This window comes from Planktothrix sp. FACHB-1365 (assembly GCF_014697575.1).
Classification (GTDB): Bacteria; Cyanobacteriota; Cyanobacteriia; order Cyanobacteriales; family Microcoleaceae; genus Planktothrix.
Window position 1 is genome coordinate 16,752 of the sequence record NZ_JACJSC010000020.1, and the last position, 16,725, is coordinate 33,476.

Sequence of the window (16,725 nt, forward strand, 5' to 3'; positions counted from 1 at the left end):
ATTAAGAACTGTCACAGCAGACGAATCCTCTGCATCCTTGACACTTAAATAACAAGAGCAGATGATATCGTTATTTAAAATGTAGAGGTTACTGTTGTAAGAGTAAATCGAACTATGTAAACATCAAACAATGGGTTGGTACGAAGAGGGGTCAGTGGATGAACAACGCCAAAGTCAGAATTTACGAACTATCACGGGAACTTAATTTGGATAACAAGGACATCTTAGCGGTGTGCGAACGGCTGAATATTTCGGTTAAAAGCCACAGTAGCACGATTTCAGAATCTGATAAAGAACGCATTGAAAAGTATGTAGCAACTCACCCGAACCCAGGTCAGCTTGATGGGAAATCCGAGCGATCGCACCCCAATGGGAAATCATCAGCAACGGCACCGGGCGAGAAGAAAAAGCAAGAAATTTTAGAGATCCAGAAGCCAAGAATCAGGCCTAACTCCGATGTCTCAGCCGTTTATGGCTCGGCGGATTCCCCTGCATCAACGTCAGTTGCCACTCCACCTAAGTCACTTGTTTCTCCAAAAGCGCCTGTGAAACCCACGTTAAATCGACCAGTGTTATCGAAACCCAATGCTCCTGCTCAAGCGGGAACGGAATCTTCCGAAACAACGGCCAGTGAATCTTCCCAAGCTGAACAGATTGGCATTTCCTCTCCGGCCGAAGAGAACAGTAGCTTTCAAGAGGTTGACCTCGATTTGTCAGAATCGCCTCAATTGTCTCCTCCACCTGTTAGACCCGCATCCCCCGTTCCGGTTTCTTCTGTTCCTATCTCAGTTGCTACGACAGAGACAGCACCTATCGTTAAAAACAAGCCCGTTTTAAAAACGAATAAACCTGCACCTAAATCCGTTGAACCCAAATCTAAAACGGACGGGCCGGAAAGACCCACTCCTAAACCGCAACAAGCTCCATCCCTGGCTTCAGCAGAAACAAAAGAAAAAGACTCAGAAGTCAGAAAACCACCGCGCAAAGAGATCGGGACTCCCAGACCCAGCCGGTCTGTGCCGGAATTACAACCCCCTCCTGCGCGAAAATCGGCGGTTCAACCGATTGATGACGATGCAGAACCGTCCGAAAGCGCAGAAGAGGAACCCTTAATTGCCACAGATGATTTAATTAAACGGCCAAAACGGGCTGCTGTGACCTTAACTCGACCGAACCCCCCGCGAACTGGGAAACGAGGGCCAGAATGGGAGGAAGAGGAAGAAGAAGTTGTAGATACGGGTAAAGCCAAATCCGCTAAAGTCAAGGCTAAACGACGGGCTAAACCGTCTTTGGATGAAGACGATGATGATGAACTCAACGCATTATCTTTATCCAATGCCAATAACGCCATGATGAGTATATCTCTGGCCCGTCCACCGAAACCCAAAGCCGGCCCTGGACAAGGTAACGTGGCAGCAACAACGGCTAAACCGAAAAAACAAGCTCCGAGTCGGGGGGGAGGTTCTTCGGCTGCAAATATGCGGCGTACAGAAGCAAAACCGAAGGCAGAACGCCCGGAAAAAGTGATTGTACCAGGGCCAATGACGGTTCAAGAATTAGCAACCGCCTTAGCCTTACCGGAAACGGAAATTATTAAACGTCTCTTCTCCCAAGGAATTGCCGTTAATATTACAGAAACGCTCGACTATAACACAATTTTAGTGATTTGTCAAGAGCTAAACGTTCAAGTTGAAACGGAAGAACAAGTATCCGGTGCGATTAAACCCGACAATATCTTCAACGCGGAAGACCTAGAACATCTGCAACGCCGTCCGCCGGTGGTCACGATTATGGGTCACGTCGATCACGGGAAAACCACCCTTCTCGACGCGATTCGCGAAACCAAAGTGGCTCAAGGTGAAGCTGGAGGCATTACCCAACACATCGGAGCTTATCATGTCGATGTGGAACATGAAGGTAAAAATCAGCAAGTGGTCTTCCTCGATACTCCCGGTCACGAAGCCTTTACCGCGATGCGGGCCAGGGGTGCCCGTGTTACGGACGTGGCGATTTTGGTGGTGGCTGCCGATGATGGGGTTCAACCTCAAACCATTGAAGCCATTAGCCATGCTAAGGCTGCGGGAGTCCCGATGATCATTGCCATTAACAAAATTGATAAAGAAGGCGCCCAGCCGGATCGGGTGAAACAGGAATTAACCGAATTTTCTCTGGTTCCTGAAGAATGGGGCGGTGACACCATTATGGTTCCCGTCAGTGCGATCAAAGGGGAAAATCTCGATACCCTGTTAGAGATGATTTTGTTAGTGGCTGAGGTTGAAGATCTGTATGCCAACCCCAACCGAGCCGCGAAGGGAACCATTATTGAAGCTCACCTGGACAAATCTCGTGGCCCTGTGGCAACTTTATTAGTCCAAAACGGAACTCTGCGCGTCGGAGATATCGTTGTTGCGGGTTCGGTGCTGGGTAAAGTCCGGGCGATGGTGGATGATCGAGGCGATCGCGTCGATGAAGCTAGTCCTTCCTTTGCGGTTGAGGTCTTAGGGCTGCGGGATGTCCCTGCGGCGGGTGATGAATTCGATGTGTTTGAGAACGAGAAAGAAGCTTCGGCTCTGGCGACATCACGGGCTGAGACAAAACGACAAACCCGCTTAACCAAAGGTCGGATCAGTCTGAGTGAATTCTCGGCTCGTGCTCAAGAAGGTGAGTTGAAGGAACTCAACTTAATCCTGAAGGCAGACGTTCAAGGTTCAGTAGAAGCCATTGTCAATGCCTTGAAAAAACTGCCTCAGAAAGAAGTTGAACTGCAACTGCTTTTAGCTGCACCCGGAGAAATTACCGAAACGGACATTGATTTAGCGGCAGCTAGTGATGCGGTTTTACTTGGATTTAATACCACCTTGGCTCATGGCGCACGCCAAGCCGCTGATCGCGCTGGAGTGGATATCCGCGATTACAACATCATTTATAACCTCTTAGATGATGTTCAAGCGGCGATGGAAGGGTTATTAGAACCGGAACTGGTGGAAGAAGCTCTGGGTCAAGTGGAAGTTCGGGCAATTTTCCCCGTCGGACGCAGTACGGTGGCGGGTTGTTATGTGCTCTCCGGTAAAGTCATCCGTAACTGTAAAGTCCGAGTCCGTCGTAAAGGCGAAATCGTTCATGAAGGCGCTCTTGACTCCTTGAAACGGATGAAAGAAGATGCTAAGGAAGTTAATGCCGGTTATGAATGTGGTATTGCCTTGGATAATTTCAACGACTGGAACATGGGCGATATCATTGAAGCTTATCGGATGACCACGAAACGTCGTACCCTAACCTTATAATCTTTATCCCTAATTGCTTAACAGCCACCTTTTATTCCAGTAATAATCGGTGGTTGTTGCTGTTTTAAGCGTCTGCGGGATTTAGGGGGATCATCGCCCAGGTGGTGTAGGTTCCAATGGGACTCCACAAAACAAAAGGAAGCAGTAAAAAGGCTGCGGTCTGAGAAATTGGCCAAACACTAATTATCAGCATTAAGCCTAAAATAAAACCGGTTCCCCCTAAAAGGGTTCCAACTCGTAAACTTTTCGTTTTACACATCACAGGGGTATAGGACAAAATCACTAATTCTACTAATAGATAAAACCCCATTAACACCCAAGTTTGAGGCGTTTGGGGTTCGGCTTCCCAAACTAAAATTGCTGACCAAGCCCCCCCAATAAAAACAATTGTCCAAATTAAAGGAATCGCCTTTTCAAAGGTTAACCAACCCGGACGAGTTAAACGATTAAACCATCGGATGTCATTAGGCGTTAAAAGGATATTATTGGCTAAGGCGACGAGAAAAGTTACTCCTCCAATTACCATCCAAGATTTAATCATAATTTTTCGCTCTTTTAACCTTATTCTGGTTATTTTATATTAGTTGGTTATGAGTTAAATCTCCCAAAAGCATGAAAATTAAGTGCTATCCCTAAACAATTCCAGCCCATTGCATTAATTTTAAAAGAGAATCCAAATTGACCTTAATATTTTGAGATCCATCCGTAGGAGAACAATGGGTATTCGCTGCTTCACAAAATAAACAGTAATAATCACAACCCACAATATTACTTAATTCCCAATAACAAGATAGCGTCCAATTTGGCATTAAAAACTCAATGACCTGAGTTCCTGGGGTACAAAAAACTAAATTGGTTAAAGCGGCTCCATGGGGAGAAATAATGACTTTAGTATTTGCCATATAATAGGCTTGTTGTCTAACTGATAAAGTTTCTAAATTCAAGGCGGTAAACCCAAATTGCTGTAAAAATAAGATGACTTCTGCTTCATTATCGACTTGACGATAGGATGCCTGACTTCGACTTAAATAAACTCTTTCTAAGGGCAGTAATTCTAAGTTTTCTTGAGAATTGAGACACAAATTTTTCAAGAAATTACAAGCCCATTGAGGGGTTCTGGACGTTGCATGAGAATAGGAAGGAATTAAAATTTTATCTGCTTTTAAAGCAGGATTTTTGCAACTTTCAATGATTTTTTCTGAGGGAATTTTTAATAGTTGCAATGTCTCATATTCATAGTTTAATTGGTATCGATTCACCACAAAATAATCGACTTCTTCAATTAAAAAATGTTGTAATAATAAATCAAATCTAGCAATAATATCAAACATCCAGTGGTAATAATTTGTACCCCATTTTACTGATAAAAATGCCACTGTTCCACCGATATTTCGTGACGAAATAAAATGAGGAGAATTAACTAATAAAGCCGCACTTCCGGTGGATAAATCTGTGATTAATTGATTCTCTGAATTGAGAACAGCACTGGTTAATGTATCCGCCCAAACTTGGCTTTGAGGAATACTATAAACAAAGGTTTCCGGGAAATGAATTGAGGTTAATTGAAAATGAGGGTTGAGACTTCCTTCGATTAATTTAGGGGGAGTAAGTTTGATATTACTAGGTAGATAAACTGGAATTTTAGTTAAATTTTTTTCTGTAGGAGTCGTAATAAAATGATCATCTGATAAATTAAATATTTTTTGAATTAAAGAAATTGGTAATTGATGATGAACCTCACAAAGAATAGCATCTAATAGCTGATTATTTTGTTTAAAAATAGTAGAAATACAATAATATGCTTCATGATAATCTGGCTGTAATTGTAATCCTTTAATTAAATAATCTAAAGCTAGATCCCATAGTTTTTGTTGAATTAAAATTTTACCAATTGCGATATAATAACAGCTTTGCGGATTTATATTGATGGCATTTTGGTAGGCTTGAATTGCATTTTCTAACTGATTTTGAGATAAAAAAACTTCTGCTAACTTCCCATAAAACCAATCTACATTTGGATTAATTTGAATTGCTTGAGAATAAATTTTAATTGCATTTTGTTGTTGTTTTAATTTAAAAAAAGCATCTCCTAATTTAATATAAATCCAACAATTTATAGGTTCAAGTTCAATTGCTTTTTTATAATAATCAATGGATTTTTCTATCTGGTTTAAGTTAAAGAAAGATTCCCCTAGACCAAAATAAGCCCAACAAAAATTATGATTAAATTTAATAAATTGGCTATAGGCTGTGATCGCTTCTTCCCAGCGTTCTAATTTAATTAATACTTCTCCTAAACTATTGTAAGACCAAGAAAAATTAGGGTTAATTTTAATAGATTTAGAATAAGCATTTATGGCATCTTCATAACGTTTTAACTGCATTAAAGCTTGACCTAATTTATAATAAATCTGGTCATTGTCAGGATTTAATTCAATGGCTTGATTATAGAAAGATAAAGCTAGTTCAGGGGTTCCCTGTTCTAAATAATGATTTGCAGAAATTAAATAAGATTCTGCTGTTTGTAAATCATTTCTGGTATTATTATCGTTAAAATAGCTCATTATTATTCAATAACCTTTGCCATTTTTAAAAGTTTAATAATATTATAAGGCTTAACTTTTATATTGTCAAAAATGGGAATAGAATTTAATTCGACCTCATCCACAGATTCACCGACACAACAGTAATATTCACAGCTAACTATATTGCAAAGTTGCCAATAATAAGAAGTTTCCCATTGAGGAAATAAAAATTCAATCACCTTTGTATTAGGACGACAAAAGATTAAATTAGTTAATCCTGACCCATGGGGTGCAATAATAATTTCTGCATTAGCAAAATAACCAACTTGTTCTTGAAAAGGTAAATGTTCTAAACACACTGTTTGAAAACCTAATGTTTCTAAAAAGGGTAAAAATTCCGACTCATTCATGACTTTTCGGCAGTTAGCATTTTCGCGGCTTATATAAATTCGCTGAGGATAATTATTTGTATTAATACCAGAAAAAAGAAATTTATTTCTAATAAAATTTACTCCCCATTTGGAGGACTTTAAATAACTCCACTGAACAAAAGATGGAACTAATAATACTGAACCTTTTACAGAGGGATAAATACAGTTATCAATCACTTTATGTTCAGGAATATTCAACAGCTTTAGCATTTCTTTTTCATAAGGAGATTGGTGACGGTTAACGACAAACCAATCAATTTTATTAAAATCAAAATCAGCTTTCTCTAATAAATGCAAACGGGCTATAATATCAAACATCCAATGGTAATAAATTAATCCGAATTGCGCTGATAAAAAAGCGACATTTCCTTCTAATTCTAAAGGCTCTGGTAATTGCTCACGACTAATTACTAACTCACTACAACCTGTTGATAAATCCTTAATTAACTGGTGTTCTGAAGTCATGACAGCAGATGTTAAAGCATCTCCCCATACTCGTCCATTAGGGATCACTGCAACAAACGCTTCTGGGGATACCATAGAGTTAGGAAACAACCTAAAATTAAGTTCACCCAATATTCCGTTTGGAGGATTAAAAATTACCAAACTTTGAGGATAAATTGATATTTTTTGAGCTAGAGTATAATCCTGAATATTTATTAGTAAATCAGGGGATAAATTCAAGTGTTTTTTAAGTACATCAAAAGGGATGATTTGCAAATATTTACATCCATCTCCATCTAACGTTCGACCCATTTTTTCTAAAATTAAACCCAATTTAACATAACTATCAAAATCGTCTGAGTGTCGTTTTAACCATTGCAATAGATAAGAAATTGCGTCTTCCCAATTTCCTAAATTAGAATGCACTTCTACTAAGTTTAAATTTAAGTCAGGATAATCAGGATTAATGTTTAGACAATTACTAAAAGCAATGTACGCTTCTTCCCATTGTTTCAATTCTTTTAAAACTATTCCTAAATTAAAATAAGCTGCTGCAATATTAGGATTAATATCAATAAAATGACGATAAGTAGAAACTGCTTTTTTTTCCTGTTTAACCGATTGGTAAGCCTCCCCTAAACCATAATACGACCAGCTAAAATCAGGATTTAATTCTATGGCCTTTTGATAGGCTAAAATTGCTTCTTCAAAGCGTTGTAGCTTACTTAAATTTTCTCCTAAACCTTGATACGACCAGCTAAAATCAGGATTTAATTCTATCGCTTTTTGATAGGCTAAAATTGCTTCTTCAAAGCGTTGTAGCTTACTTAAATTTTCTCCTAAACCTTGATACGACCAGCTAAAATCAGGATTCAATTCTATCGCTTTTTGATAGGCTAAAATTGCTTCTTTAAAATGTTCTTTTTGACTTAAAGCCAACCCTAATTGACAGTAAGGATGATAAAAGGTAGGATTAAATTGAATGGCGTAACGATAGCAAACAATTGCTTGATCAATTTTGTCATTGTCTAAAAATTTATTTCCTAAATTAAACTGGTCTTCCGGTTTAATTTTATCAGGTTCTCTAATTAAAATTTGATATTGACATTCGTTGGCGAGTTCCGTTTGATTGGTTGTCGTAAAAATATTGGCTAAATCTCTATAAAATCTTGTATTATTAGGATTAATTTTTATTGCCATTTGATAATAATCTGTAGCGGATTTCCACTTTTGCTTCTCAGCATAAATTATACCTAGATTGGCATATATTTCTGCTTGATTAGGTTGTAATACTAAAAGTTGTTGATAATAATTTTCAGCTTGCTGGTAGTTCCCTTTTAACTGCATTACAATTCCCATTAATCGATAAGCGTCACCCAAATCTTCATTGTTTTTCAAAGCAATTTTACAAATATTAATTGCTTCATCTAATTCGCCTTGTTTAATATGAATTTCAGCTTTTTTGATAATTTCTGATTGGGTCATAATTATACAATAAAAAATTAAGTTTAAATAGGTTATTATATAGATTTAGCTACACAAATCACAACATAACTTTAATCTAATTCCAGTTCAAGTTCATTCCCAAAAACTCCTCTAACTGCTGATTATAAGGTTGAAAATAATTCTGGAGTAAGGCGCGTGTTGATTGGGAAATGGGGGAATAAGGTCTGGTATTATATTGAGGATATTTTTGTAAATGATATTCAGGTAAACCTAAAAATTGAAGAACTTGTGTTGTTCCCTGATCAGGATTTGCATAAAAGTCTTCACTTTTTAAAATTAAAAACTGTTCTTTGGGAAAGATTTCCATCCATTTTTTTAAGAAATGAATATAGAATCCTTTGGCGAGATATCCTTGAAATTGAGATTGGGTGAGTTTTGCCCAAAAATCAATCGTTTGATCCTGCAATTGTTCTATCTCCTGGCGAACTACCTCTTCAAAAGAACGGTGTTCCCATTTTAAACTAACCCAATGATAATAGTGAGAAATAGCTCGATCAATCGGATTTCTTAACAGAAGAATTAATTTTACTTTTGGGAAAAATTGTACTAAATTTTTAGCGACTTCTGGAGAATTAAAGTTAATGGGGTTTGCTTCTCCCACTAAACACTTATAATCTTGAGGAATGGGAAGGAAATGAGAAAAATACCATTCTAAACCTCGATGAACTTGATTTGACCAAAACGGCATTTCTTTAATCATGGATGAAATCACGTTTGGATGTTCAGATAGATAATAGTTTAAAGAAGTTGTTCCCCCTTTTTGGCTTCCAATAATTAAAAAATCCAGATGATTAACGGGTTTTAAAGTATCTCTAATAAGCTGCCATTTGGGACGAAATTGCGGAATAATTTTTTGACCTGCAATATAATTATATTCAATGGCTGCTGATAAATCACCCTTTTGAGTTAGTAATACCGCTAAATTTAAGTAAAGAATACAGGAATCAGGATTTTTAGCAATTGCTTGGTGGTAAATATTAATGGCTGTATTTAGAGAGTTATTTTGATCAATTAACTCTACAACTATTTGATAATTCCAGAGGAAAAGATCGGGTTTAAGCTGTAAAAATTTAAGATAGGCATTAACGGCTTCATTTCTTTGCTGCTGATGAGATAAAGCCATCCCTAAATTGTAATAAGATTCGGGATCATTGGGGTTTTGTTGAATAGCCAAACGACATTCATTTGCTACTCTTTCTAAAGCTGTTTTTTGCTCTAAAATGCCTTCTAACTGTTGAGCAAGCTCTAAATGATCAGGTTGGAGATATAAAGCAATTCGATAAAAAATAATAGCGACATCCTCATAATTATTTTCAGCTAAATATTTTGCTACTTTTACATAAAGCTCAAAATCAGTCGGTAAAAAATGCTGCCATTGAGATAAATCAGAAGGTTGATTCAATTTTGAATAATAGTCATCAATAACTGAATCTGATCCCGCTTGAATTTGGTCTTGAATAACTTCTCCAATTCGATTTAAACTTGCTAATAAATCGGGATTTTGTTTCCAAGCGTTGAAATAAGCAAAAACCGCTTCTTGTTGGTTTTGTTGTTGATATAGAACTTCTCCTAAATAATAATAAGACCAACAAAACTCTGGATTGAGATCAATAGCTTTAGAATAAGCTAAAATCGCCTGATCCCATTGTTTTTGTTGAAGTAAAGCTGTTCCTAAGTTATGATAAGACCAAGAAAAATTCGGATTGAGTTCAATGGCTTGACGGTAAACAGCAATCGCTTCCACCCATTTATTGTGTTTAGAAAAAATATCTCCGAGTTGATGATAAGCCCAAGAAAAGTTGGGATCGAGTTCGATAGTTTTTTGGTAAAGTGTGATCGCATCTTCCCAGTTTTCTTGTTGGTGATAGATTTCAGCTTGTTGATATAAATCTGATACAGAAATTTCTGAGTTGACAGTGGAGTAACAATCAAACATGATTCAATATAAAAGGGATTAAATTTAATCTTTTGTTAATCGGTACACGATATAAAACATCAAACCAGCAATTGTGGGAATCGCCAGCAAATAGATCAATAAAACTTGAGAAATCCCACTAGCCACATATAATAAAGCACCGTAGGACCCAAATACAAAGATTAAGAATAAAATCAGTTTAATTGGAGTCCATTTAACGGGTTTTAGGGTCTGCATATTTTTACCGCCTAAATTGGGTAACATCACAGATTTAGGCGGTTTTCCAAAATTATCATGTTGTCCTGATGGCTTCTGTTTTGTCATTGTTCCTCAATTTACTTTCTTTAAACTACTGATCATCGATCTCAATAAGACTTATAATAACAGGTTGATAAGCTAAAACTTTAAATTTATGTTGAGTTCATCTCCTCGAGTTAGCGTTATTATTCCGGTTTACAATGGCGATCGCTACATGAGTCAAGCTATTGACAGTGTATTGAGTCAAACCTACTCCAACTATGAGATTATTATCGTTGATGATGGTTCAACAGATAATACCCATCAAATTATACAACATTACATCGAAAAATATCAGAATCAATCTCTAATTCGTTACATTTTTCAACCTAATCAAGGAGTTGCAGCCGCTAGAAATCGAGGAATTCAGGAAGCTAGAGGAGAATTTATTGCATTACTGGATCAAGATGATATGTTTTGGCCAGAAAAATTAGCCCATCAAGTTGCTTGTTTTCAGGCCAACCCTGATGTAGCAATTATTAATAGTGGTTGGCGTTTAATCGATGAAAATAATAATAGAATTTCTGATATTGAACCTTGGCATAATTTACCGAATTTAACCTTAGAAACTTGGGTAACTAGAACCCCCATTTTACCCAGTGCATTGATGTTTAGGCGAGATACTTGGCAGAAAATAGGGGGATTTGATTCTCGGTTTAACGGTGTGGATGACGTTGATTTTATTTGGCGTTTAGCATTGCATGAATATTCAGCAATTTGGTTAACTGAAATCACGGTTAATTATCGGCAACATCAAGAAACTGTTTCTAATACAAAAGCTAAAGAACGAGCTAATTTAATGATAGCTGTTCAAGATCAATTTTTTGGTCAGCCTAATTTACCGGATGAAATTCGTCAACTTGAAAAACTAACTCGATATGAATCTTTGACTTGGATGGCATGGCATTTATATCATACCCATCATCCTCAGCAAATGGCTGAATTTCTACAAAAATCTTTGTCCTACACTCCTTATACTATCGCTATTACCATTTCCGATTGGGTACATCGGTTCATGGGGTATTGTCTGGCTTATGGGTATGAACTGGAACTCGAAAATTTCTATAATTTACAAGATTGGAAACAATTAATTTCTAAAATAATTCCTCAAACTAAACCTAGGGTTAGTGTTATTATTCCAACCTATAACTGTGATCAATATATTGAACAATGTGTTAAGAGTGTTCTGGAACAAACCTATACAAATTATGAAGTTATTGTTATTGATGATGGATCTCAGGATAAAACTCAACAAATTTTAAAACCTTTTTTGTCTGTAATTAAATATATCTATCAAAACAATCAAGGAGCCGCAAAAGCCAGAAATCATGGTTGTGAAATTGCTCAAGGAGAATTTTTGGCTTTTTTAGATGGAGATGACTTTTTTTTACCTCAAAAATTAGCGGAACAGGTTGCAACTTTTGATCATGATCCGACTATTGATTTAGTTCAAAGTGGCTGGTGTATTGTTAATCAAAAAGACATCGGAGTGAGTGTCATTACGCCTTGGGGAAACGCACCGGAATTAAATTTAGAAACTTGGATTTTACATAAGTGTGTGCGTCCGAGTGCTATGATTTTGCGGCGAGAATGGTGGGAAAAAGTTGGAGGATTTGATCATCGTTATCCTCCTACAGAAGACTTGGATTTTGTTTTACGCCTTTCTTTAATGGGATGTAAAACCGTTTGGTTTAAAGAAATTCATGCCTGTTATCGTCAACATGATCATAACTTAATGTCAGGAGGATTAAAAGTTATTGAAAATACTGAAATTGTTATGAATCAATTTTTTAATCATCCAAATCTTCCTGATCAAATTCGTAAATTACATCGAAAAGAAAGTTATGAGCGCTGGGTTTGGTTAGCTTGGCGAATGTATCGAGATGGTTATCCTGATTTAATGATATATTGTTTAGAAAACTCTATAAAATATACTTTTTCTCCTCTAACTGAAACCATCTCTCAATGGCTTGATGCGTTTCAAAATATTGCAGCAGACTATGGAGAAAAAATCGATACTTATGCTTTAATTAAATCTCAGGAATGGCAATCCGTTTTAAATAAAATTATGAATCCAAAACTCAGCACCGAATCTAAACCTCAATTAACACCCGCCACTAATAAACCTCATATTATGTTAATGAATACTGATGATCCCGGTATTGGAGGTTTAGCACAATATGATCATTTAATTTTATGTGAATTAGCTAAATTAGGCTATCGGGTAACAGCCGTTAGACCCCAACATTATAACCCCTTAGTTGAGGAAGAAAAAGAGTTAGGAATTCAGCAATATTGGTTAGACTATAGTACCAGTAAAGATTTACCGAGAATTCTCAGAAATACCCAAGATGCAGAAACTCTTTATCAGGAAATAAAGCCCGATTTTATTATTTTTAGTGATGGCTGGCCTTACTCCCATTTTGCCGCTAAACAAGTGGCAATTCAACAGAATATTCCCTATATGATGGCGATAGGATTAGCCATGCCAGAACACATTGATTTTACTATGGGAGATAATGTTCCCTATGCCAAAGGAGTCTTATATCAATATGGATTGGCTCGGACTTTTAATACCGCAGCCTATGAACATCTTAACATTTTACAAGAGAAATTTGGCTTACCCAAAGATAAAGGAAATGTGGTATATTATGGACGATCAGAAAAATATTTTGCTCCTCCTAATTTAGCAAATCGTCAACGGTTGCGCCAAGAAATAGGGATTCCTGAAGATGGGATTATGTGTTTAACAACGGCAAGGTTAGCACCCATTAAAGGACATCGGTTTCAATTAGAAGCGATCGCCCAATTAAAACACACTTCTATCTGGGAAAAATTATACTTTGTTTGGGCAGGAACAGGAGAAGGAAGTGATCACAATTTAGAACCTGAATTAAAAGAAAAAGTTGAGCATTTAGGTGTTAGCGATCGCGTGATATTCTTAGGACAACGGTGGGATATTCCCGACTGGTTAGATGCCTGTGATATCTTTGTATTAACTTCCTTAGCCGAAGCCGCTCCTTCCTTTGCAATTATGGAAGCAATGGCAAAAGGATTACCCATTATTGCCTCGGCTGCGGGGGGTATTCCCGAAGGATTAGGAGAGACCGGGAAACTGTTAACTAATCCTAATATTGATCCTCAAAAAACGGTAACTGATCTTGTTCAAGCCCTGCAAGAATTAGCTGTTAATCCTCTATTATTATCTAAAATGGGTGTAGCATCTAAACAACGGGCGGAAGAACTGTTTAAAGAAGACCGGATGTTAAAACAAACCCTAACTATTATTAAACAAGCCCTAGAAGCAGAATTTGATTCTGACTTGGCCAATCAACCCCAAATTAAAACAGGAATTAAACAATTAAATCAACAGTTAAATTATGCTTCCTGTCTGTGGAATGCTTGGTTTGCCTATACCCAAAATAATCAAACCGATATGTTAAAATACCTGCAAGCATCCTTAAAGGTTTCAACCTCGGAATTTATTACCGAAACCCTATTAGATTGGGTCGAGGATTTTGTCAGACTCTCAACCTATAAAAATCAACCCTTAAACACCTTAACCCTAACCCAATCTTCTCAATGGAAATACCTGATGGAAACCCTCCTCGGTATTCGTTCTTAGTTAGCCATCCTATCCCTTCCTGAAAAAATGTTATATTAAGATGAAAACCCCATCCATAAATCCACTTTAAGCTATGTCAAATCCTACTCAAATCCTATTAGATATTCCAGAAATTGAACTGCCTCCTACCCAAGATCAACTCCCCTGTGATGATGGAATTCCGATGGAAACAGCACGCCATAAACTGCAAATGGACTTATTAATAGAACCCCTTAGTCATGCTTTACAAGATCAAGATATTTATATTGGGGGGAATATGTTTGTTTACTATAGTCTCGCCCAAGTTCGCAATCAAGACTTTCGAGGGCCAGATGTTTTTATTGTTTTAGATGTTCCTCGTAAAGAACGAAAAAGCTGGGTGATTTGGGAAGAAGGAAAAGGGCCAGATATAGTCATTGAACTACTTTCTGAAAGTACCGCACAACGGGATAAAAACGAGAAAAAATTAATTTATCAAAATCAAATGCGAGTCACCGAATATTTTTGGTATGATCCATTTAATCCCCAAGATTGGCAAGGATTTCGTTTAGACGGAGGTGATTATGAACCCCTAGAACTAGATACTAAAGGACAGTTAGAAAGCCAGAAATTAGGCTTAAAATTGGTTCGCTGGTCAGGAATATTTTATAATATTAATACTGTTTGGTTACGCTGGGCAACCTTAGAAGGGGAACTATTACCTAATAGTCAAGAACGAGAAAAAACAGCCCAAGAAAACGCAGAAACTGAACGCCAACGAGCAGAAACTGAGCGCCAACGAGCAGAAACTGAGCGCCAACGGGCAGACAAAGCAGAACAAAAAGCTAATCGTTTAGTCGAATTACTACGGGCTGCGGGGATTGATCCTGATCAAATTGAATGATTAAATTTTATAGTTTTAACAGGTAAGATACCTGTTCCACTCATCTTATTGATCACAGAGGAATAGTCAAGTTCAAAATCCCTATTTATTAAGATTTATGGGGATCAAACTATACACATAAAATAGTAGATTAGTCATGAAAACAGCATTAATTTGTGGCGTATCGGGACAAGATGGTGCTTATTTAGCAGATCTTTTATTAAAAAAAGGTTATTCCGTTTATGGCACGTCACGGGATGCTCAAATGTCTTCTTTTAACAATTTATCCCGTCTAGGAATTCGAGAAAAAATCAAATTAGAATCCATGAGTCTGACGGATTTTAGAAGTGTATTACAAATCCTGACCAAAATTCAACCGGATGAAGTCTATAATTTAGCAGGTCAAAGTTCAGTCGGGTTATCCTTTGAACAACCTGTAGAAACGTTAGAAAGTATGGCAATTGGAACTTTAAATTTATTAGAGGCGATTCGATTTACCAAAGCCAAAATTAAACTTTATAACGCCAGTTCTAGTGAATGTTTTGGAGATACTAAAGGACTTCCTGCCGATGAAAATACTCCTTTTCGTCCCCGCAGCCCTTATGCTGTTGCCAAAGCTACCGCTTTTTGGGAAGTTGCAAACTATCGAGAAGCTTATGGTTTATTTGCCTGTTCGGGTATTTTATTTAACCATGAATCGCCCCTGCGTCCTGAACGATTTGTTACCCAAAAAATTATTAAAGCGGCGATTGATATTGCAGATGGAAAACAACAGAAACTGTATTTAGGGGATATTTCTATTCAACGAGATTGGGGTTGGGCACCGGAATATGTAGAAGCCATGTATTTAATGTTGCAACAGCAAGAACCCGATGATTATGTAATTGCAACGGGAGAAACTTATTCTTTAGCAGAATTTATTGAATCTGCCTTTACTTGTCTAGGTTTAAATTGGCAAGATTATGTAGAATCTGATAGTAATTTATTACGACCTACGGATATTGCGGTGGGTCGAGGAAATCCCACTAAGGCAGAACAAAAGTTAGGATGGAAAGCAAAATATAAAATGCCGGATGTTGTTAGAATGATGGTAGTAAGCCCTTCAGGGCTTCCCTATTAATCCAAAACAATTAAAACAATAAAATTATGTCTAATTATACACCCTTAAAAACGACAATTCTTCCATTAGAAAATGGCGATCGGTTAACTCGTCCAGAATTTGAACGGCGTTACCAAGCTATGCCAAATCATCAAAAAGCAGAATTAATTGAAGGAGTAGTTTATATGGCTTCCCCATTACGTTTTCGTAGTCATGGAGAACCCCATGCTCAAATTAATACCTGGTTAGGGGTTTATTATGCAGCAACTCCTGGGGTTTTAGCCGCCGATAATACAACTGTCCGACTCGATGGGGAAAACGAACCCCAACCCGATGCTATTTTATTGATTGATCCCAATTTAGGAGGACAATGCCACATTAGTGAAGATGATTATATTGAAGGTGCACCAGAATTAATTGTAGAAATTGCAGCCAGTAGTGCAGCTTATGATCTTTATGATAAAAAAAGAGCTTATCAACGCAATGGTGTAAAAGAATATTTAGTATGGCAGGTTTATGAACGCCAAATTTGTTGGTGGAAACTTCAGGAAGGAGAATATATGCCTTTAGAACCTGATCAGGAGGGGGTGATTAAAAGTCAAGTATTTCCTGGTTTATGGTTGGAGATGCGATCGCTTTTAGAAGGGAATTTGGCTGAGGTATTAAAAAAATTACAGGAAGGAATAGAAAGTCTTGAGCATCAAGAATTTATCCGTCAATTGTGTTAAAATAGTTAATTTTAAACCCATCTATAATGT

General features: G+C 37.2%; 10 protein-coding genes. 5 read left to right on the top strand and 5 right to left on the bottom strand.

Annotated features, from left to right (window positions below; translation table 11 throughout):
- Positions 1–158: 158 nt before the first annotated feature.
- A complete protein-coding gene (infB, locus tag H6G57_RS19125) occupies positions 159–3,284 on the top strand; it encodes a translation initiation factor IF-2 (protein WP_190521365.1) in 3,126 nt (1,041 codons plus the stop codon).
- A gap of 64 nt (positions 3,285–3,348) precedes the next feature.
- Here infB and H6G57_RS19130 read toward each other — a convergent pair whose 3' ends face one another.
- The 5 genes from H6G57_RS19130 to H6G57_RS19150 form a co-directional block, all read right to left on the bottom strand.
- Positions 3,349–3,825, bottom strand: a complete 477-nt coding sequence (locus tag H6G57_RS19130; protein ID WP_190521367.1) for a TspO/MBR family protein — start codon at positions 3,823–3,825, stop codon at positions 3,349–3,351.
- 91 nt (positions 3,826–3,916) lie between these two features.
- Positions 3,917–5,848 (bottom strand): tetratricopeptide repeat protein, encoded by a 1,932-nt coding sequence (locus H6G57_RS19135; protein ID WP_190521369.1) that lies wholly within the window; start codon positions 5,846–5,848, stop codon positions 3,917–3,919.
- Positions 5,849–5,850: 2 nt separating this feature from the next.
- Complete coding sequence (locus H6G57_RS19140) at positions 5,851–8,169, bottom strand: tetratricopeptide repeat protein (RefSeq protein WP_190521371.1); 2,319 nt, start codon at positions 8,167–8,169, stop codon at positions 5,851–5,853.
- A 76-nt stretch (positions 8,170–8,245) separates the two neighbouring features.
- A complete protein-coding gene (locus H6G57_RS19145; RefSeq protein WP_190521373.1) occupies positions 8,246–10,126 on the bottom strand; it encodes a tetratricopeptide repeat protein in 1,881 nt (626 codons plus the stop codon).
- 24 nt (positions 10,127–10,150) lie between these two features.
- A complete protein-coding gene (locus H6G57_RS19150; protein WP_190521374.1) occupies positions 10,151–10,429 on the bottom strand; it encodes a hypothetical protein in 279 nt (92 codons plus the stop codon).
- A gap of 88 nt (positions 10,430–10,517) precedes the next feature.
- Between H6G57_RS19150 and H6G57_RS19155 the strand changes: the two genes are divergently transcribed.
- From H6G57_RS19155 to H6G57_RS19170, 4 genes are all read left to right on the top strand, one after another.
- Positions 10,518–14,027, top strand: a complete 3,510-nt coding sequence (locus tag H6G57_RS19155) for a glycosyltransferase (RefSeq protein ID WP_190521376.1) — start codon at positions 10,518–10,520, stop codon at positions 14,025–14,027.
- Between the two features lie 73 nt (positions 14,028–14,100).
- Positions 14,101–14,889: a Uma2 family endonuclease gene (locus H6G57_RS19160; RefSeq protein ID WP_190521378.1), complete on the top strand. Its 789-nt coding sequence runs from the start codon at positions 14,101–14,103 to the stop codon at positions 14,887–14,889.
- A 136-nt stretch (positions 14,890–15,025) separates the two neighbouring features.
- Positions 15,026–15,988 carry a GDP-mannose 4,6-dehydratase gene (locus tag H6G57_RS19165; protein ID WP_190521380.1) on the top strand — a complete coding sequence of 321 codons (963 nt, stop codon included), beginning with the start codon at positions 15,026–15,028 and terminating at the stop codon, positions 15,986–15,988.
- Between the two features lie 26 nt (positions 15,989–16,014).
- Positions 16,015–16,695, top strand: a complete 681-nt coding sequence (locus tag H6G57_RS19170; RefSeq protein ID WP_190521383.1) for a Uma2 family endonuclease — start codon at positions 16,015–16,017, stop codon at positions 16,693–16,695.
- Positions 16,696–16,725: the final 30 nt, after the last annotated feature.